Annotated in this window: 16 protein-coding genes; 10 read left to right on the top strand and 6 right to left on the bottom strand. The window is 53.1% G+C overall.

Going from position 1 to position 20,496, the window contains the following annotated elements:
• A complete protein-coding gene (locus BST81_RS07830; RefSeq protein ID WP_075597963.1) occupies positions 1 to 1,512 on the top strand; it encodes an ABC transporter ATP-binding protein in 1,512 nt (503 codons plus the stop codon).
• On the opposite strand, the gene BST81_RS07825 is transcribed toward BST81_RS07830, so the two are convergent.
• A complete protein-coding gene (locus BST81_RS07825) occupies positions 1,509 to 1,748 on the bottom strand; it encodes a hypothetical protein (protein WP_075597962.1) in 240 nt (79 codons plus the stop codon). The two genes, BST81_RS07830 and BST81_RS07825, sit on opposite strands and share 4 nt — an antisense overlap.
• Before the next feature lie 302 nt (positions 1,749 to 2,050).
• Here BST81_RS07825 and BST81_RS07820 point away from each other — a divergent pair, with 302 nt between their 5' ends.
• From BST81_RS07820 to BST81_RS07795, 6 genes are all read left to right on the top strand, one after another.
• Positions 2,051 to 3,121, top strand: a complete 1,071-nt coding sequence (locus tag BST81_RS07820; RefSeq protein WP_075597961.1) for an ABC transporter permease — start codon at positions 2,051 to 2,053, stop codon at positions 3,119 to 3,121.
• Positions 3,118 to 4,095, top strand: coding sequence for an ABC transporter permease (locus tag BST81_RS07815; RefSeq protein WP_075597960.1), 978 nt, complete (start codon positions 3,118 to 3,120; stop codon positions 4,093 to 4,095). Before BST81_RS07820 ends, BST81_RS07815 begins: the two co-directional genes overlap by 4 nt.
• Before the next feature lie 194 nt (positions 4,096 to 4,289).
• Positions 4,290 to 5,906 carry an adenylate/guanylate cyclase domain-containing protein gene (locus tag BST81_RS07810; protein ID WP_075598016.1) on the top strand — a complete coding sequence of 539 codons (1,617 nt, stop codon included), beginning with the start codon at positions 4,290 to 4,292 and terminating at the stop codon, positions 5,904 to 5,906.
• A gap of 107 nt (positions 5,907 to 6,013) precedes the next feature.
• The gene (locus tag BST81_RS07805; RefSeq protein WP_075597959.1) at positions 6,014 to 7,930 is read left to right on the top strand and encodes an AAA-like domain-containing protein; all 1,917 of its coding nucleotides are present in this window, start codon (positions 6,014 to 6,016) and stop codon (positions 7,928 to 7,930) included.
• A complete protein-coding gene (locus BST81_RS07800) occupies positions 7,882 to 11,319 on the top strand; it encodes an AAA-like domain-containing protein (RefSeq protein WP_143780260.1) in 3,438 nt (1,145 codons plus the stop codon). The genes BST81_RS07805 and BST81_RS07800 overlap by 49 nt, the downstream gene beginning before the upstream one ends.
• A gap of 329 nt (positions 11,320 to 11,648) precedes the next feature.
• Entirely contained in the window at positions 11,649 to 12,434 is a 786-nt protein-coding gene (locus tag BST81_RS07795) for an RNA polymerase sigma factor SigF (RefSeq protein ID WP_075597957.1), read from the top strand.
• Between the two features lie 99 nt (positions 12,435 to 12,533).
• Here the strand turns inward: BST81_RS07795 and bchD are convergent, their stop codons facing one another.
• Genes bchD through BST81_RS07780 form a run of 3 tightly spaced genes read right to left on the bottom strand, consistent with a single transcriptional unit; the run spans position 12,534 to position 16,054 of the window.
• Positions 12,534 to 14,567: a magnesium chelatase ATPase subunit D gene (bchD, locus tag BST81_RS07790; protein ID WP_075597956.1), complete on the bottom strand. Its 2,034-nt coding sequence runs from the start codon at positions 14,565 to 14,567 to the stop codon at positions 12,534 to 12,536.
• Positions 14,568 to 14,603: 36 nt separating this feature from the next.
• Positions 14,604 to 15,467, bottom strand: coding sequence for a PD-(D/E)XK nuclease family protein (locus BST81_RS07785; protein ID WP_075597955.1), 864 nt, complete (start codon positions 15,465 to 15,467; stop codon positions 14,604 to 14,606).
• Positions 15,464 to 16,054, bottom strand: coding sequence for a PAP/fibrillin family protein (locus BST81_RS07780; protein ID WP_075597954.1), 591 nt, complete (start codon positions 16,052 to 16,054; stop codon positions 15,464 to 15,466). The genes BST81_RS07785 and BST81_RS07780 overlap by 4 nt, the downstream gene beginning before the upstream one ends.
• A gap of 188 nt (positions 16,055 to 16,242) precedes the next feature.
• On the opposite strand from BST81_RS07780, the gene BST81_RS07775 reads away from it, so the two are divergent.
• The 3 genes from BST81_RS07775 to BST81_RS07765 all read left to right on the top strand — a co-directional run bounded on the left by BST81_RS07775 (position 16,243) and on the right by BST81_RS07765 (position 18,377).
• Entirely contained in the window at positions 16,243 to 16,494 is a 252-nt protein-coding gene (locus BST81_RS07775) for a DUF3134 domain-containing protein (RefSeq protein ID WP_075597953.1), read from the top strand.
• A 120-nt stretch (positions 16,495 to 16,614) separates the two neighbouring features.
• Positions 16,615 to 17,709 carry a phospho-N-acetylmuramoyl-pentapeptide-transferase gene (mraY, locus tag BST81_RS07770; RefSeq protein ID WP_075598015.1) on the top strand — a complete coding sequence of 365 codons (1,095 nt, stop codon included), beginning with the start codon at positions 16,615 to 16,617 and terminating at the stop codon, positions 17,707 to 17,709.
• A 332-nt stretch (positions 17,710 to 18,041) separates the two neighbouring features.
• Positions 18,042 to 18,377, top strand: a complete 336-nt coding sequence (locus BST81_RS07765; RefSeq protein ID WP_075597952.1) for an STAS domain-containing protein — start codon at positions 18,042 to 18,044, stop codon at positions 18,375 to 18,377.
• Positions 18,378 to 18,386: 9 nt separating this feature from the next.
• Here the strand turns inward: BST81_RS07765 and BST81_RS07760 are convergent, their stop codons facing one another.
• Positions 18,387 to 19,361: a hypothetical protein gene (locus BST81_RS07760; RefSeq protein ID WP_075597951.1), complete on the bottom strand. Its 975-nt coding sequence runs from the start codon at positions 19,359 to 19,361 to the stop codon at positions 18,387 to 18,389.
• Positions 19,362 to 19,532: 171 nt separating this feature from the next.
• On the bottom strand, positions 19,533 to 20,417 hold the full coding sequence (locus BST81_RS07755; protein WP_075597950.1) for a 4-hydroxybenzoate solanesyltransferase: 885 nt from the start codon (positions 20,415 to 20,417) through the stop codon (positions 19,533 to 19,535).
• Between the last annotated feature and the right edge of the window lie 79 nt (positions 20,418 to 20,496).

Genomic DNA, 20,496 nt, shown 5'->3' with positions numbered 1-20,496 from the left:
ATGTCCTACCTTCGACTGGAAGGCATCACGAAACGGTTTGGATCATTCCTGGCCAATGACCGGATCAACCTGGCCATAGAAGCCGGGACCATTCATGCTGTGCTGGGAGAGAACGGAGCCGGAAAAACCACTCTGATGAACATCCTCTGTGGTCTATACCAACCGAATGAGGGACAGATTTGGCTGGACGATCGCCCCATCCACCTGCACAGCCCCAGGGTTGCCATCCACTATGGAATTGGGATGATTCACCAACATTTCATGCTGGTGCCCCAATTGACTGTGACAGAGAACATCATTCTGGGAAGTGGTTCTGGTTGGAACCTGGATTTACACCAAGAAGGGGAAAAAATTGCGGCCTTAGCCCATCACTATGCTCTGCCAGTTAATCCCCATAGCCGGGTTGGTGATCTGCCGATTGGGGCTCAGCAACGGGTTGAAATCCTCAAGGCTCTTTATCGGAAGGCCAAACTCCTGATTCTGGATGAACCGACCGCCGTGTTATCCCCTCTGGAAGTGGACAGCTTTTTCGCCATATTACGCCAACTGGCGGCAACGGGCCATACCCTCATTTTCATCAGTCACAAACTGGAGGAAGTGATGCGCCTCTGCCATGCCATCACGATCCTGCGCCAGGGGCGGGTTGTAGCCACCACCCGCCCCCAGGACACAACGCCCGAGCAACTTGCCAAGTTAATGGTGGGGCGGGAAGTCCTTTTTCGGGTCGAGAAACCGCCAGCTCAAACAGGGCCAATTGTCCTAGCCATCCACACCCTACAGGTCCGAGATGATCGGTCCCTCCCTGCTGTACAGAACCTTTCCCTCCAAATCCATGCTGGCGAAATCCTGGGGATCGCTGGGGTCGATGGGAATGGCCAACAGGAACTGGTCGATGCGATCACCGGCCTGAGATCACCAGTCCAGGGGGAAATTCATCTGCAAGGCAAAAACATCACCCATTGGCCCCTGCAACAGCGACTTCGACTGATGAGGGTCGGCTATATTCCTGCTGATCGGCAAAAGGTGGGGCTGGTGCTGAGCTTCAGCATCGCCCGCAATTTGGTTCTCAAAGGGTTTAGAGTTCTCCCTTTCTGTCGCCACGGGCTTCTCCAACAAGAGGCCATTCAGGCGCATGGTCAGGCTACGATCGAGAAATTTGACATCCGGGCAACCGATGCTGGGATGAAAGTCAGCCTACTGTCAGGGGGCAACCAGCAGAAAGTCGTTTTGGCCAGGGAGTTGGCGGGAGAACCCGCGTTGATTGTAGCCATGCAACCTACCAGGGGGCTGGATGTGGGTGCGACAGAAGCTGTACAACGAGCCTTAATGGTGGAACGAGAACGGGGAGCGGCCATTCTCTATATCTCTACAGAACTGGATGAACTGATGACCGTGAGCGATCGGATTGCCGTTTTGTATGAGGGTCGCTTGATGGATACGCTGAATGCTGCGATTGCAACGATCGATCAGATTGGGTTACTGATGACCGGCGTCCCATCCCAAAAAAACTAATTAAGGCAGGGAATCGGTTCGGGGGCTGCAAGGGCAAAAATCTGATAACAGGATGCAGTGTCTTCACCTAAAACATCGTCAATTCGCTGACGAATCAACTGATGCAGATCTCTCACGGGCAGGTCAAAGTCATGTTGAACATGTAATAGGCCAGTTTGATGGCCATAATTTCTACCGTAGAGGGCAAAGAAATAGGTGTACCGTTCAGGATTAGGAGTATCTGCAACAATATCCATTCGACTCTCCTATACAATGAGGCTGAAATCTTCTGTTTCTATCTTCTGCCAGACTAAAACTGCCTGGAGAGGTATCACCACTGGGTTTCTACCGCAATCACGTACTGTATTACGGGATCACTCAACAAACCTCAGTAATTTCACTCCTTCAAGGCACATCCTCCACAACTCCCACAACACCGGTTGACTGACAGGTCGCCATCAGGGCAAGGTTGTGAGTCCCATCCAGCTCCTGGTAAACCACCCAGGCCATCTGTCCCGACTATAAATGCAGTTTTTAGCAGAATGGGAATAGCATCCCCGTGAAAATAGCTCAGCTTGTCCCGGCCATCCGGCCCCTGCTCTCCCCTACCCTGGCAATCGCAGCCGCGCTTCTGGTAGGAGCGGGTTTAATTGCTCTGACAGGAGTCAGTCCTTTCAAAGCTTACGGGGTTCTGTTCCGTGAATCTTTAGCCAACTACTACGGATTTGGGAACACCCTTACGAAGACCGCACCGCTCCTGCTGGCTGCTCTGGGCGTTCTGGTTGCCCTTCGGGCTGGTCAATTTAATATTGGAGCCGAAGGGCAGATTTACCTCGGCGGGCTGGGGAGTACAATCGTGGGCCTTTATTTGCCTGGACTACCCGGTTGGCTGCATCTCCCCCTGGCCCTGACCGCAGCTTTTCTGTTCGGAGCCCTGTGGGGTTGGTTCCCCGGTTATCTGAAAGCCCTGCGTGGGGTGAATGAGGTGATTACAACCCTGCTCCTTAACTACATTGGGCTGCATTGGATCAGCTATCTGGTGGCGGGTCCCCTGAAAGATCCGGCAGCCCCGACACCCTTCAGCCCAATGATTGCGCCATCCGCCCGTCTGCCGATCATTCTAGCTGGCAGCCAGGCCCATGCTGGTATCTTGGTCGGCCTAGGCGCAGCCCTGGTGCTCTGGGTCGTTCTGCAGCACTCTGCCCTGGGTTACCAGGTTGACGCAGTCGGGCAGAACCCGATCGCAGCCCGTTATGCTGGGATTTCTGTCCCAGGAACCATCATGCTGGCTATGGCCCTGTCTGGGGGTCTGGCTGGATTAGCCGGAGCCGGAGAAGTCCTGGGTCTGAAGTATCGGCTCTTCGAGAAATTCTCACCCGGATACGGGTTTGACGCGATCGCGATCGCCCTCCTGAGCCGGGGCAGTGTTCTGGGAATTGGGTTCATCTCCCTCTTCTTTGGGGCGCTACGAGCTGGGGCCAACGTGATGCAGCGTAGCGCTGGGGTTCCTGTGACTGTAGTCTATGTCATTCAGGGGCTCACTGTTCTATTTGTTGCGGTCGGCTTAGTTCTGGAACAATATCTCTGGAAACGATCGCCCGTCAGCATGGTACTTGAGGAACAGGCATGAATAGCGGGCTTTTCCTCACGGACTATCTGACTGCAAGTCTGCGGCTGGCAGTGCCTCTGGCCTTCGCTGCCCTGGGAGGGCTGTGGTCCGAGCGATCGGGCGTGTTGAATATTGGCCTGGAAGGAATGTTGCTGACTGGGGCTTTTTGCAGTGCAGCCGTCACTTTCTATAGTGGCAGTAACGGGCTGGGTGTCCTGGCAGCTCTGGTCGTAGGCGGATTAGTTGGGCTACTCCATGCCATTCTGTGTGTTACCCTGCGGGTTGATCAGTTGGTTTCTGGTCTGGCGATTAATCTGGTTGCCAGCGGCTTAACCTCTTTCCTTTCCCGTCTGGTTTTTCGGGAGAACTCTCAGCAATTTCAGGGATTTCCTGCTTTTGGTCTTCCTGGCCTGGATCAGATTCCCATCCTGGGTCCCGTACTGTTCCATCAAGATTTGCTGGTGTATCTGCTGTTTCTGCTGGTGCCGTTAAGTACCTATATTCTATTTCGCACTGGCCCAGGTCTGGCTTTACGAGCTGTTGGCGAATATCCCCTTGCTGCCGACACGGTTGGCCTCAGCATTGCTCAGATCCGTTACGTCAGCGTGATCTTGAGTGGCGCTTTCAGTGGACTGGGAGGCGCTTACCTGGTTCTGGTCCACGTCCGTTTCTTTACAGAAGACATGAGTGCCGGTAAGGGGTTCATTGCCCTGGCAGCCTTGATTTTTGGTCACTGGCATCCCGTCTGGACTGCTCTAGCCTGTCTGTTATTTGGCGCAACGGAAGCATTACAATTGCGCATTCAAGCCTTCGGGCTCAATATCCCTTATCAGTTACTGGTGATGTTGCCCTATGGGATCGCATTGCTGGCATTGATTGGGCTGGCTGGTCAGGCCATCCCTCCCACTGCTCTGGGCATTCCCTATCAGAGGGAAAGCCGCGATCGCGAATCAGTATCGTTCTCCCCATCCCGGGGAGGACCGTCTGAGACTTAAAGACTGAAGACCGTGCCACCCACTAGAGCCTCAGGGGCAATTTACTGTGATATCGGGTAACAGAATGACTGATTTAGTCCGAAAATTTAAGATCAGACATGCAATTGGTGTAATACCGGTCTAACTGTTGCCCCTTCCGGGGAGAGAGCCTTACCATCGGTACGGCTCTACAGATCGTTTAACTGCTGATGCCCATGCCGTTTCTTATCTGCTACTCCGAAACCGATAATAGTCAGACCTTCACGCTCTTACCCGGCGTCAATACGATCGGTCGGGAGCAAAATAACCACATTTCCATTTCAGATGTTGGTCGGAGCGTGTCTCGCTACCACGCTGAGATTGACGTTGCGGACGATCACAGCACTGTCCGAGATTTGCAAAGTAGCAACCACACCTTTGTTAATGGTGCTCAAGTTCAGCAGTGGAATCTCCAGGATGGCGATATGATTCGTTTCGGCAACGTCGCCTGCAAGTTTGTCCTCACCCTCCCTGCCCCAGATTTAGCCCCAGAAGTCCTCCCGTCCGAAACAGAAAACTTCTCGATCGTGCGGCGCATTTCGCCTGAACAAAGTCGGATTGAAATTCGGCAATTACTGGAACAGAGTATGCCTCAGGGCACAGCTCTGAAATTGCGTCAGGACCAAACTCAACGGAACACGGACAAACTGCGGATTCTCCTGGAAGTGGGCAAAGAATTATCTGCGCCGGGTTCTCTAGATGGGCTGCTCGAGAAAATCCTCAACCTGCTGTTTGAAATCATGGCTGTGGATCGGGCTGTGATTTTGCTCGTGAATGATGCCACTGGTCGCCTGGAACGAAAGGCGGTCAAATCCCGGTTTGGCAATCCATCAGAGGACATCCTTTACAGCACCCAGATCGCTGAACTGGTTCTACAACAGGGTGACGCTATCCTGACCAATGATGCCCGTCTTGATCAACGCTTCGACACCACAGAATCTATTTTGCAGCAGGCGATTCGCGCCTCAATGTGTGTGCCCTTGCAAACCAGCGAATCCACGATCGGAGTCTTATACGTCGATAACCAGTCTCAGGCCTATGTCTTCGCCGAGGAAGACCTGGATTTCCTGATTGCCATGGGAAATCAGGCTGCGATCGCCATCTCCAATACCCGCCTTTCTCAGAAAATGCAGGCAGAAGCAGTCATGCGGGCTAAGTTAGAGCGGTTTTTCCCCAGAGCCGTTAGCCAGCAGATTCAGCGGGAAGAGGATCTAAAAATTGTCGAGACCGAAGTCACAGCCCTGTTCTCTGACATCACAGGCTTCACCCAGATGGCCGCTAGCATGGAGCCCCGCCAAATTCTGGAGTTGCTGAACGAGTATTTCACTGTCATGGTCGAAGACATTGTCTTCCACTATGCGGGCACCCTGGAGAAGTACATTGCCGATGCTCTCTTGGCTGTCTGGGGATCTCCCTATCGCCAAGCGGATGATGCTAAGCGAGCTGTAGAAGCTGCGATCGAGATGCAGCAGGCCATGCAACGACTGAACCAGCAACGCAATCTCCAGTGGCAAATTCACATTGGACTCAATACCGGTAAAGTTGCTGCAGGCAACATTGGTTCCCGCCAATTGATTCAGTACACCCACATTGGGGACACCATGAATGTGGCCAGTCGCATTTGCAATGTCGCTGGAGCCAGTGAAATTCTGATTTCCCAGGCCACCCTGGATAGCCTGGGGAACTGGCAGCCCCCGGTAGAATTCTTGCCACCCACCAGTGTCAAGGGCAAAGATCAGCCCCTGCAGCTCTATCGAGTCCTCTGGCAGGAGATCAATCTCAAAACCCTGTAAAGGGTCTGTACCAGTCATGGCCGACATTAGTTAAACTTCTGAAAAAGAATACAGCCTCTGATAACAGAAGGCGGTAGTCTGGGAATGCTTGGGCTCAATGTTCCCTCATGCCACAACAGATTCTGGCGGGTCACTATCAAATTATTCAACCCCTGAGTAGTGGCGGCTTTGGGCAAACTTTCTTGGCTCAAGACAGCCACCTTCCAGGCAGTCCTCTTTGTGTGGTCAAGCAACTGAAGCCCCAGTATCAGGACCCAGACACTTTGGCAGTGGCCCATCTCCTGTTCCAGCGGGAAGCAGAAAAACTGCATGACCTTGGTTGCCATGACCAGATTCCCCGCCTGCTGGCTCATTTTGAGCAGGATGGAGAATTTTATCTGGTGCAAGAATTCATTCAGGGCGATCCCCTGGATCATCAGATTTTTCCTGGTCAGATGCTTGCGGAGCCAGAGGTGATCCAACTGTTGGGGGATGTCCTGGAGATCCTGGAATTCGTCCACCAGAAGCATCTGATTCACCGGGATCTTAAACCCGCGAATCTGATTCGCCGTTGGGATCAAAAGCTGGTGCTGATTGACTTCGGAGCCGTGAAAGAAATTCGCCATCGCAAGGCCACTCCCCCAGGCCAAAGCACAATCACCATGGCGATCGGCACCCCCGGTTACATGCCCAGTGAGCAGTCAGCAGGCAACCCTCACTGCAGCAGTGATATTTATGCAGTGGGCATGATCGGACTACAGGCCCTCACAGGTATCAGCCCCCTGCAACTCACCGATCTGAGGCAGGGACAGCCTGCCAGCGAAATTACCTGTGCCTTGCTGGACCTGTCCGTTGGGGTTGGACTGGCCACCATCCTGGATCGGATGGTTCGCTATGACTATCGCCAGCGCTATCAGGATGCCACCGAAGCCCTGAATGCCATCAGACATTTGCAATCTTGCCAGGGACCCACGATCGTAACCTCCTCTTCCCTCCCTACCCTGCTCAAGCTGGATGAGCCGGAAGGCCAGGTCAGTCTCACGTCCCAGTTCTACATTGAACGACCGCCCGTTGAAACTGATTGCTATGACACTATTCTCAAACCAGGGGCTCTGATTCGCATTAAAGCTCCCCGCCAAATGGGGAAATCCTCCCTAATGAGCCGCATCCTCCACTATGCGAAAACCCAAGGCTGCAAAACTGTCGCCATTAACTTTCAGTCCGCCGATGGTGACTATCTGAAAACGCTGGATCAATTTCTCCAGTGGTTTGCCGCCAGCGTGACAGATGAATTGAACCTGACCGCCCGATCGAACCCTGAAAACACTCTGAAGACTTACTGGAACGGTGTTCTGGGGAGCAAAAACAAATGCACTAACTACTTCCAGCGTTACCTTTTACCCAAAATTGGCGGTCCCCTGGTTCTGGGCTTAGATGAGGTCGATCAGATCTTTCAATACCCGACGATCGCGGCTGAGTTTTTTGCCCTGCTCCGGTTCTGGCACGAAACGGCTAAAAATGCAGACATGTGGAAACAACTTCGACTGGTGATTGTCCATTCCAAGGAAGTTTACATTCCCCTCAATATCAATCAGTCTCCTTTTAATGTGGGACTGCCGATCGAACTACCAGAACTGAGCCAGAGCCAGGTGTGGGATCTGGTTCAGCGCCATAGCCTGACTTGGTCAGAAGCCCAGGTGACGCAACTCATGGATCTGGTGGGTGGGCATCCCTATCTGGTCCGACAGGCCCTGTACCAGATTGCTAGAGGACGGATGACCCTGGCGGCTCTGCTCCGGGAAGCCCCGACTGAAGCAGGCATCTACGGGGATCACCTGCACCGTCACCTGCTCAATTTACAAGAAGATGGGGAACTGACGGCAGCGTTTCGGCAGGTGATTCACCAGAATGGTCCGGTTCGCATTGATCCCAGTAAAGCCTTTAAGCTTCGGAGTATGGGCCTGGTCAAACCCCAGGGCAATGAGGTCATGCCCCTGTGTGGTCTGTATCAGATTTATTTTGCCGATCGCCTGGGGCAGGGGTAGCGGCAACCATGGCCAGTCCTCCTGCCAGCCCCTATTCCTACCAGTTCGGTGGGGCACTCCCCTTGGAGTCTCCCACCTATGTCAGACGGAAAGCGGACGACGAATTTTATCAGGCTTTGAAAGCAGGAGAATTTTGTTACGTGCTCAATTCCCGGCAGATGGGCAAGTCCAGTTTGCGGGTGCAAACCATGCGCCGATTACAACAAGATGGGATCGCCTGTGTAGCTATTGACATTACCTCGATCGGAAACCTGGAGGTAACGCCGGAACAATGGTATGCAGGGATTATTGATGGGATTGCGGATAGTCTAAATCTGTATCACCAGTTTGATTTGGAGTCCTGGTGGACCTCCCTGAGATTCCTATCCCCAGTTAGGCGATTGGAAAAATTTTTGGAATCCGTCTTACTTCGGTTGGTGACGCAGAAAATTGTCGTCTTCATTGATGAAATTGATAGTGTGCTCAGCCTCAATTTCAGCCTGGACGATTTTTTTGCCGCGATTCGAGATTGCTATAACAGTCGGGCTGACAAAACAGACTTTCGCCGCCTCACCTTCGCGCTAATCGGCGTAGCCACCCCCTCAGATCTGATTCAAGATAAACGGCGCACCCCGTTTAATATTGGCCGGGCGATCGAACTGACTGGCTTTCAACTGGAAGAAGCCCTGCACCTGTCCCAGGGATTTGCTGATCGGGTTAGGGATCCCCGATCGGTAATGGGTGCAATTCTGGACTGGACTGGCGGGCAACCCTTTTTGACTCAGAAGTTGTGTAACCAGGTCGCCCGCTGGGGAAGTCCGGAGACTGAATTCCCGATCGCTGCTCCCCCCAAAGCCCTGCTCGATCGCATTGTCCAATCCGGCATCATCACCAACTGGGAATCCCAGGATGAACCGGAACATCTGCGGACGATTCGCGATCGTCTTCTCCGCCTGGGGCTACGCACCGCCCAATTGCTCCGGCTGTACAAACAGATTCTGCAGGTGGGGGAAATCAAGGCTGATGACAGTCCGGAGAGCATGGAACTTCAGATCTCAGGGCTAGTGCTGAAGCAGTTTGGCAAGCTCAGGGTCTGCAATCGGATCTATGCTGCCGTGTTTGACTTGGCCTGGGTGAATTACGCCCTGGCCTCTCTGCGGCCCCCAGCTTATGGGGAAGCCCTGGCTGCCTGGTTTGCGTCCGGTTGTCGGGATGACACCCATCTCCTCCAGGGGCAGGTTTTAAGGGAAGCTCAGAAATGGGCCACCGATCGCAATCTCAGCATTGAAGATTATCAGTTCCTCAATGCCAGCCAGGAACTGGAACAACGGCAACTGACAGAGGTGATTGAAGCTTTTGCCCAGCGGGTGGATCGCGATCGACCGGCAACGCAGCCGGATCAGGATAGCCTGTTGATTGCCCTGACCCAAATTCTGGAAAAGACCACCCTCCAGTCTTCCTCCAATAGTGAATCGGGGCCTGCCTCCTATTCCCCCGATTGGGGCCATTGGACCGATGTCATGGGGGCTCCTATCGTTCAGGATGATCAACCCGGATCCCCTGGCAACCGAAGCCCTTCACCAGAGAAGGTAGATTTCTCTAGTTTTGATGACCGATTTGTGGCGGATCTGGGGGATGTCTCTGCTGGGGGCAGTCTGGAGCATTCATCTCTGGAACTAGAAGATGTCGCCAACGATACCCTCTTCTACAACGATGGACTGGAATCCGGGACCGATCTGATTCTGGAAATCGCTGAGGCCACGATCGAGGCGGAATCTCGCCCCTCGGCTGACCTGGAAAAAAACAACCAGCTTGTACAAAGTCGATTTGCCGCACTCTTAGCCCCGCTAAATCCCCTCACTTTTCAGTTCAAACAAGTCGTTTCCGATGTGGAGGAAAAGCTCAGAGTCGTGAATCAAACCCTATCCATGCTCGATATTCAGGGCTTTGATCTGATTCTGGTGGAGATTTTCTCATCCATCACGTTCAAAATTGCGGAGCTCCTCAGTGCCGATCGGGCGGCGATTTTTCTCTTCGACGACGCGACCAATGAGCTGTACTCGATCGTGCCCCAGGGGGGAAGTGGCGCGCTAGATATTCGGATTCCAGCCGATCGGGGTATTGCCGGTGAAGTGGCCACGTTCAAACATAAAGTCAACATCCCTTTTGATTTCTATGATGATCCTCGCTCTACCCTAGCTCAGCAAACCGAAGATCAAATCGGATATCGGACCTACACCATGATGGCGCTGCCACTGCTGGATGAGCAAAACAGTTTGATCGCGGTGGTCCAACTGATTAACAAACTACAACCTCAAGCGGGACCTTCTATTCCCCTGTCTCAATGCATTGATCCGGCAGGTTTTACAGAAGAGGATGAACAGGTGTTTCAGGAGTTTGCTCCCTCGATTCTACTCACCCTGGAAGCCTCGCGCTCCCTCTACGCAGTTGCCCAGAAGCAGCGTTCTACTAACGCCCTGATTGCAGCCACTGAAGCCCTAGGCCAGAGTAACCTCGATCTGGATAACACCATGCAGCGAGTCATGGATGAAGCTAAACAATTGATGAATGTCGATCGTAGTACCCTTTGGTTGATTGATGCAGCCGGTCAAAATATCTGGACTAAAATTCCCGTGCAGGATGGTTCCCTGAAGGAATTGCGCCTGCCGCTAGGAGTCGGCTTTGCGGGTCAGGTCGCTGCTTCTGGCGAAGTGTTTAATATTCCTTTCGATCTTTACAATCATCCAGGTTCAGAGACTGCTCAAACAGCGGATCAAAGAGCCAGCTATCGCACCTGCAACCTGCTCTGTATGCCCATTTGCAACCCTGAGGGACAACTAATCGGTGTCATGCAATTGGTGAACAAACGGAAACAGGGAGATCATCCCCCCTATGACCCTAAAGACTGGCCTGCTGCCCCAGAATGCTGGAAAGTCAGTTTTAGCGATCTGGATCAGGAATTCATGGAGACCTTCAATACTCAGGCCGGTGTTGTCCTCCAGAATGCGCTGCAATTTGAGCGGATCAGACAACAGGAGCAACTCCAGCGAATGGTTTTGCAACACAGTCCCTATGGTCTGATCGCTGTCGATCTTCAGGGCCAGATCCTCCTGGCTAACGTCAGGGTCGCCCACCTCTTGGGCTTTACCTCTCCTGAAGAATTGACAGGTAAAAACATCCATACGGTGATCCACATTGCTGGAGAAGACTTTACCCGATGGTTCTCCCTTGCCCTCACCCATAATCATGACCCATCTCAGTTGCAATACTATCCCGATCGAATCCTGCAATTTGGAGCAGGCAAAAAGCAGTCCAGAATCAACCTTGCGCTCGCCCCGATCGCCGAACCAAAGGATCCCCAACAGATAACAGGATTCCTGGTGACGATCGATCCCACGTACCAGAGGTGAAAGTCTACGGGTCAGTCCATAACTTCACCTATTGAGACAATCCAGATCAAGACTGTAACTATTTGTAAAGTTTTTTTCCAAGAATGAAAAAGACCTGTCATTACTGCTGCAGGTCTTGGTTTGACTCGAATCAAAGGTGTTATGACCTAGTATTCCCATCTTCCGCAGGAGATCCCTTCTGGCCTGAAAATCAGTGTTAGAGACTTTACATGTACGTGTTTACGCTGATTTGCGTTGATCGGGCCTTCCAGAATCCCGTAAAACAACGATCCCTGTTATAAGGCTATCTACGGACAATAGGCTTAACTCAAGTAGAAGGTGTTCCGTCGATGCTTGCAACTCAGCCCTCTCTGCAAACCCGTGGCATGGAATTGTTGATTGCCTACCACCACAACCCTTCCGTCTCCCGGCGCAATCAACTGGTCCGGTTGAACGCTGGTCTGGTCCGCAAGATTGCCCACCGCGTCAGCCACCAGTGCGCTGAACCCTACGAAGACCTAGAACAAATCGGTTACCTCGGCTTGATTCGTGCGATCGAACGCTTCAATCCGGAACAGGGCTGTGCCTTCAGTTCCTTTGCTGTGCCCTACATCCGGGGGGAGATGCTGCATTACCTGCGAGACCGGGGGGGCACGGTCAAAATTCCCCGCCGCTGGCAGGAGTTGCAGAAGGAAGGTCAGAAGGTACGGGAAGAATTGAACCGACAGTTGAAGCGCCAACCCAGCGACGCAGAAGTGGCGGAGGCTCTGGGTGTTTCGGTGATGGAATGGCGGGAAGTGAAGCTGGCAGGCAAGAACCGCTCCCTGCTGAGTCTGGATGCGACGGTGTCCCGGCAGGAAGAGTCGAACATGACCCTGGGGGACCTGCTACCGGATGCCCACTATCAAATGTTGCAGGGATTGGAAGAGGACCGGCAGCAGTTACAGCGAGCCTTGAGTCAATTGGAAGAGAAGACCCGGGCGGCGATCGAGTATGTATTTTTCAGTGACCTGTCGCGGAAGGAAGTGGCAGAGCGAATTGGGGTGAGCCCGATGACGGTGACCCGGCGGATTCAGCGCGGTCTGCAGGAGATGATGGCTTTCCTTCAACCCCAAACCCTGCAAACGGACCCATAGAGACGTGATTGATCGCGTCTTTACTCCCCATTCTCACCTTCAATCTTGATCTCCTAATCAGGACCTCCATCCCGGTAGAAACACGATTAATCGTGATTTCTACCGGGATTTTATATCTGCGATCGCGGTACGGGTCATAGCCGCGATCGCCTGGTCTGTAGCCTTCGGCAAATGATAATAGGTCCCACCGGCATGCTGGGCCATTTCCTTGGCAAATCCGGTTGAAACAAACTTGTTTTCCGTATCAATCACCAGCAGTTGCATCCCTAGAGCCCGAACACGAGCCGCAATCTCTAGCAGTTCTCCCTTAATGTCGGGCTTTTCCCCTTCTGGCAGGGTTTCTCCCAGGGATCGGGCCAGGGGAATGTTGCCCCGACCATCGGTAATTGCCACAATCACGACCTGGCCGATATCTCCAGATTTCTGAGCGTTCATCCCTACACGTACAGCCTGAGAAAGCCCATGGGCTAAGGGCGAGCCGCCACCACAAGGCATTTTCTCCAGCCGACGACGAGCTGCCGTGATCGATCGGGTCGGGGGCAGCAACACCTCAGCCTGTTCTCCCCGAAAGGGAATTAGAGACACCTGATCCCGATTTTCGTAGGCTTCTGTCAGAAGCCTGAGCACCGCTCCCTTAGCCGACTGCATTCGGTTCAAGGCCATCGATCCGGAGGCATCCACCACGAAGATCACCAGAGCCCCTGCTTTCCGGGCCAGCCGTTTTACCCGAATATCCGACTGCTCGACAAAGACGCGCTTGCCAGATTGTTCGGCACTGGCCCGTTGGCGTCTCGACTTCTGATAAGGGGCTGCCGATCTCAAGGTGGCATCCACGGCAATCCGCCGCGCCTGCCCCCTCGGTAGCATGGGCTTGATATAACGGCCCCGATCCTGGGAAAAGATGAGGCTGCGGGCCCCTGATTTGCCCCGACGATTTGCCGCCATCTGGGCAAAGTACAGAACGGATGGGTCCAAAATCACCCCTTCCGCATCAAACACAAATTCCTCCGGAATGGCGGGTGGGTCCTGTTCAGGTTCCTCCGGGTTCTCCTGCTCCTGCTCCTCTTGCTCCTGCTCCTCTTGTTGCTGCTCCTCCGGTGGTGGGGGCGGTGGTGGGGGCGGTGGCGGTGGTTCTGGGGGCATGTCTACCACGGTGGCCCGGGGCACAATCACCAGTTCCACCGCCCGCCGCAAATCTTCTGCCGTAACCTCAGTTCGACCTTCCAGGGCAGTATGGGCCTTCGCGACCCGGACAGCAAACAGTTCTGCCCGATGGCCCTGAACTCGACCCCGCACAGCCTCATCTACCAGATAGGCCACCTGATCTCTGGTAATTTGCACATCCTTCAGCCATTCTCTGGCCAGCACGATCTGAGTTTTCAGATTGTCGAGGTCTTCAGCATATTGGTTGAGGAAGTCCTGGGGCGACTCGGCATAGCTGAGCACCTGATCGACGGCTTCAACCCGCTCATCCAGGCCCAACACTTGATCCGCAGAGAGGGCGATCGCAATCCGATCGAGCAGATGCTCTCTGAGGGAGGCTTCCTCAGGGTTATACGTAGCAATCAGGAGGGGACGACAGGGGTGAAGCACACTGATGCCTTCCCGTTCAATCTGATTTTGCCCCTCTGTCAGTACAGACAGTAACAGATTGGCAATCTGGTCATCCAGCAGATTAATTTCATCCACATACATCACACCCCGATGGGCTTCCGCCAGTAGCCCTGGCTGGAAAACGGTTTCGCCCCGCTTGATGGATTGGGTCACATCCACTGATCCCAGTAACCGATCTTCGGTTACCCCCAGAGGAATCTGGACAAAGGGGGCAGGAATGATCTCGGTGGGAACCAATGGAGCAATAGCTGCCCTTCTGGCTGTATCTTCATCCCACTCCTCCGGTCGATTGGGGTCACAGTTACAGAGGGACCCCTGGACCACTTCGATCGGGGGCAGCAAACTGTGTAACGCTCGCGCCATCACAGATTTGGCCGTTCCCCGACGACCGGCAATCACCACACCCCCCAACCCCGGATCAACGGCAGAAAGAAGTAGGGCAAGCTTGATGGCTTCCTGCCCAATAATAGCGGCCAAAGGAAAGTTGGTTGGTTGGCGGTAGGTTTGGGCAGTACTCATGCGTGGCGAAAAAAAGAGGCAATAACCATTGTAAGTTTACAGGACCACCTCTTCGATCTCTGCCAGGTCAAACCAGAGATCGATCGGTGGGGAGGACCCTGGCTGGTTCTGGTCTCGCTGACAACGCACCTGGAATGGGCAAGCCAGACAAAGCCCCTCCTCGGGGGCCACCTGAGGCAGGAGTAGGGAAGCCAGCCCTGGCTCTAGTCCTGGATCGATCCACCTCAGCAGCCTGTTCATCAACCGATTTAAATCTTGGCAAGTTTGCTCGTGCCAGTCCGTGCTATACCGAAAGGTGACCTGTTCGGGGTAAGACGCACCCTCAGCTCCCAATTGAACAAACCAGTAGGTCATCGACAACTGTTCGGGAGCATAGTCCGTCGTTTCTGCCAGAACATACAGATAGAGACGGGTCTGCCAGTTTTGAGCCAGTTGGGTCTGGTGGTGAGGTTTGGGATAGGTTTTCCAATCCAAAATCTGGGCAGATTTAGGTTGGAGGATCAGCAAGTCATAGATCACGGTCAGTAAACAGCCCTGCAATTCCAGGGTGCGCCGATGCTCACTCCAGCGCGTTTTTTTCCCTCCAGCGGGCAGAGCCTGGAACAGTTCGGGATCTGCCGCCAGTAATGCCTCAAAACATCGTCGCAACTCTGAATCTTCCAGCACCAGGGGTTCCACTGGCAGGCCCAGTTCCCATTGCTGCATCAACAGGTGGAATCGGCTCCCCCAAGTCAACCGTTCCTGCTGCTCCTCAGTGACCAGAGATCCCGCATGATCCAGAAAAATATATTGAAACTTGCGCGGACAGGTTTCCAGGAGATTGAGCTGCGCTTGGGCAAGGTGGAGCAAGGGCAGCCTATTTTCCTGGAATGGGCGCTCTCTTGAAACGATGGAAGTCATACCATCACTTTGGTCAAAACAAAGACACTTCCCTGATTGCCTCTTCCAATTCTCAGATCTTGATCCAGGTAGGTGATATCCAGCCAGCCCTGTTGCTCCCGATTCACAATATCGAAGTCGATCGCAGTAAACCGCTTGCCGCTCTCAATTTGATGGATCAGATCCTGAGGGGAAGCGTAACCGATGAATCGCTGTAACCCCAGAATCGCCCGCTCAAATTTAACCTCCACCCGCTGCGCAGAAATTACCTGAAATCGGGCTGCCACACTAACCAGACCCTCCAGATAAGGGACACCATATACTTCTGCAATATTGTAAATCTGCGCTTCTGGAACCCGGATGCACTGATAAATCTGTCCCAACTTCAGGAAAGGAAATCGGTCCAGATTCAGAAGTTCTTGACTGGTGGTGTAGAGCAAGCGCCAGTTTCCATTCAACAGATCGGTACTCTGGAAAGGCTGGGGGTTAGGATTATGGTCTTCCAGACGGGCGATCGCAGCCAGAATGGCCTGACGATCGGTTGCATTGGCTAACAGCCCCCGATTTTTCCCCGCGATCGCTTCCAGCAGTTCTGCCTTGCCCAGCATGATTTCACCGCCTGAATGTTAGTCTACCCTTCCAATTATTGGCGAATTTAAGGCAGCGGAACGGGGGCGGCGAAAAAACCTGCGAACCAGGAAAATATACTTCCCGATCGACGATGACAGTGATAGACTCTGGGCAGTTCAACGTAAGATGTAGATGTATTGCAATTTGCTGCATCCAAGTTTGTATTATGACCAACCCTGCTTATAATCCGTCGCTACGGGAGGAGCCCCGCTCTCAAAAAGCTCCACTCATTCCTCTGGAGCATGACTCGTCTATTCTGAGTTGGCTGGAGTCTACAGGCCGATTGCTGGCCCGTGACTCTAGCGAGTTTGATTATCTTGACGACGAGGATCCGGAAATCTCTAACCTAATGACGGGCGAAGATGGGGATGCGTTCGATGATGACGATGATGACGATGTGCTGGAGTTAGAGGAATAAACCGCCTCTGAAATGTTTCATCTTTGAAGATACAAGTTACAACCCGTAACTTTTGTCCTGACAGGCATCAGGCCAGGACGAAACTTTTGTAATCCTTGGTGTGGAGTGAGTGGTAAGCTGGTGGACGCTAAGTTTTATCCTGGGAAAACCCTTAAATTAACAGGAACCATCCTGTTCCTGCTTCTCTGTCTTGGTCTTGGTAGCACAGCCCTGATGTCTGACTGGTTCACCGGTCGTCATGCAGGGCAATTTGCCTCTCTGACTCTGCCTCTGGTGGTTTGTGCTCTGATGACAGGCTGTATTGGTTACTGGGCAGTTCCGATTTTACGCGCTCTGAAGGCAGGGCAAGTAATCCGGGAAGACGGTCCCCAGGCCCATCTGAAGAAAGCTGGTACTCCTACCATGGGCGGCATTTTCTTCATTCCACCAGCGATCGCCGTAGCCGTTTCTTGGTCAGGGTTCTCCCCAGAAGTGATGGCTGTATCAGCCATGACCCTGGCCTATGCCGCGATCGGTTGGCTGGATGACTCTAAAATTCTTTGGCGGAAATCCAACCAGGGGATTTCACCCCGGACAAAGCTGCTGCTCCAGTGGTCTGTAGCAGCCCTGTTTTGCATCTGGTTGGCCTCGAGCCAGCCAGCGGGAATGACCACCGTCTCTCTACCCTTTGGCTTTCTGCTCCCACTTGGCTTCCTGTTCTGGCCATTGGCCTGGTTTGTTCCTGTCGCTGAGAGCAATGCTACCAACCTGACTGACGGGGTTGATGGGTTGGCTGCAGGCGTAGGGGCGATCGTGCTGCTGGGCCTGGGCGTTCTGGCCTATCCAGCCGCACCGGGGCTCATGGTTTTTGCTGCCTGTCTATCTGGTGCTTTCCTGGGTTTTCTGGTGCATAATCGCAACCCGGCTCAGGTCTTCATGGGGAATACCGGATCCCTGGCCTTGGGCGGTGCGCTGGCTGGGGTGGCTTTACTGAGCAATACCCTCTGGGCACTCCTGATTGCTGGCGGTATCTTTTTTGTTGAAACCTTATCCGTCATTGCCCAGGTGGGTTACTACAAGGCCACTAAAGGGCCTGACGGTAAGGGAAAGCGCTTGTTTAAGATGGCCCCCTTCCATCATCATCTGGAGCTATCAGGTTGGTCTGAGACCCAGGTTGTGGGTGTCTTTTATACCGTCACAGGTATCCTCACCCTCTTGTGTGTGGCCATCCATTGAGTTGGGGTTCAACTGATAGGACCCAGCCATAGGTCATTTCTGTCAGTTAACCCTTTGGGAGAGCGCATTTCCAGGAATTACCCTTACTACCACTCCAATAGATAAAACGGCAGCCTTTAGGCTGATTCTGAGTTTTTATGTCTTGTCTCTCAAGGCTAATTTCATCAATTCCCGTAAATGTATCTCTCAAAACAGTATTAAGGGAATATAAATCGCCTTTCCAAGTCAGCGAAGATTCGGTGAAATCACTGACTAAGCCTAGCCACCTCAGAGTTCTCCGAAGTATCGTGTAATTGTCAGACAGGTTATTTGTTTAGCGGACGGAGTCAGTCATGCAGGTTTTCTCATTGCCTCATCAAGTCGAAGTCGTTCAGCTTTCTGGTCATCTCAACGCGGCCCATGCAGATGCCTTTCGCGATCAATTGATTGCGGCTGTCTCCTCTGGCGAAAGCACCGCCCTGCTCCTGGACATGAGTCAGGTGGAGTCCATGGATAGTGCGGGCTTAATGGTTTTGGTTTCAGCGCTTAGTCTGGCCCAAAGTCTGAATCGCCCCCTCAATCTTTGCTCCGTGTCTGCACCAGTTCGCATCATCCTTGAGTTGACCCAACTGGATCGGCTTTTCCCCATTTTTAAAGATCGTGCCGCCTGCGAAACTGCACAAGTTTAGGGTTTGCTTTCAGCTTTGCTGAAGGTTTCTGACCTCTTCATTGGCTTCCACCTGAAATCTCAGGTTCTGATTTTGCGCTTCAGTCTCGTTGATTTCTTCAATTCGAATCAGAATAGCGCGGGCAAAATCTTCAGCATCGGGGAGCTGTTCCGTAATCCGAGAGGCTTCTACTTCAATTTCAATCATCTCCAGCATTTGCCGATATTCGGCGATCAACCGCTGGGCACTGCCAGATTGCTGCTTCAGCACCTCGATCGCTCGATTAATCCGACTGATTCTGGCTTGATAGAGGCTTTCACTAAAGGTGGCCATCTTCTGTTGGAGCTTTTCCAACTGACCGATCACACTGTTGTTGGTGTAATATTCATGACGCAGTTCCTCAACCCGGCGTTCGATTTTAACCTGCTGAGTCAATAGTTCCTGGTCAAACATCAGGCGAGCTTCTTCTTGAACCTGCGGGCGCAGGGGTGGACTCGTGATCCTAACAGCATCAGCGACTTTCATCCAGACAAACCCGATCGCCAACAGGAATCCTGTAATGAGCAGTGGATTAACCTGAAGGGCCATCAGGCTGAGAAAGGCCAGCCCCAGAATGGTTCCTCGGGTTACCAGAGCCCGGCTGTAACTGGGAATGGGATAGGGAGGTGCATAGCTACGCCCTGTGGTGTGATTAGTGATGCCCACCAGTTTTTCCAGCACGTAGCCACGACTGCTGTAGAGCACGGAGACCAGGTCTCCATGACGCACCGGAATCTCATCAGCCTTACCCGCCACGGAAAACTTCAGCACCTTCAGACTCCGAGCCGGGGTGGTAATTCTTAACTCATAGTGCCGTTTATAGAGCGTCGGCAGCTTTGCAGTCAGGTGAATCACCGCTTCCGCGATCGAAGATCGGCCAGATAACTTTCCATATAAGACACCGTAGGCCCGTCCGCAGGTGGTACAGGCTAGTTGGGAATGCTCCTCCTGAAACCCTTTTCCCATGGGGGTCAAGCAGGATGGACAAGGAACTGATAGCTTCATAACCAATCTGGGGAGTGAGGAGTCCCGGCTGCTCCTGAACTGACATCAGGATTAGGATCGATTCTAAGTCCAGAACTTCATCAAAAGGAGGACTTCATCCCCAGGTTAAAGATTTAATAAATCTTTCGCAGCTTAAAAAATTGAGCCCAGCATCATGCCCAGTAGCAGGATGAATCCCAACCAGACATTCTGGCGAAACATCTGGCCATACTGAATGGGCAGCACATGATGGGAGCGGAGTCTGCGGTATTGTTGCGTCCAGACGATCGCCGCCAGAGCCAGGGCAACCCAGAATCCTCCTCGGAGCTGACACCATGCCCCTAACCAGGCCAGGAAAAAGGTAGTCCCAAAGAAAAAGCTACCGATCATCAGGGCTGCATAAGGGCCGAAAAACAGGGCACTGGAGCGTACCCCAATGCGGCGATCGTCCTCCCGATCAGGCATGGCATAAATCGTGTCAAAACCCAGGGTCCACAGGATGGTTGCCGCCCAAAGGAGCCAGGTCGCTACTTCCAGTCGGGCCGTTACCGCTGTCCAACTGATCAGAACTGCAAATCCCCAGGCGATCGAGAGCACCAGTTGAGGAATCGGGAACACCCGTTTCGCCAGAGGATACAACACAATCACAGGGACTGCTGCCACACAAAGCCAAAAACTGAGGGGATTCAGGTAAAGGGAGAGCCCCCAAGCACAGGCAAAAGCCACCAGCGCCACCACAATCCCGGTCGTGATAGACAGCGATCGGGCTGCCAGAGGTCGGTTTCGGGTTCGTTGCACCTGGGGATCAATGTCCCGATCCCACAGATCATTCACCACACAACCTGCAGCACTGGTTGCCAGACTACCCAAAACAATCACGGCTACCAGTAAAGGTTGCGGCTTGCCATCAGCGGCTACCACCACAGCCCACAGGGCTGGGATCATCAGGATCAACCGGCCCTCTGGTTTATCCCAGCGAAGCAGACGGATGATGGTCAACCAGGTGGGTTCTGGCTTTTGTTCAGGCTGGGTCAACATGAGTCCAAACTTTAATTACAAAGACTGGCTATGACTCCTATTGTCCCATGAATGAATGGGGCATAGCAGAAGCTCCAAC

This window comes from Leptolyngbya sp. 'hensonii', assembly GCF_001939115.1.
Lineage (GTDB): Bacteria > Cyanobacteriota > Cyanobacteriia.
The sequence above is the reverse complement of the archived record's forward strand: the minus strand, read 5'-3'. Positions and strand labels throughout refer to the sequence as shown.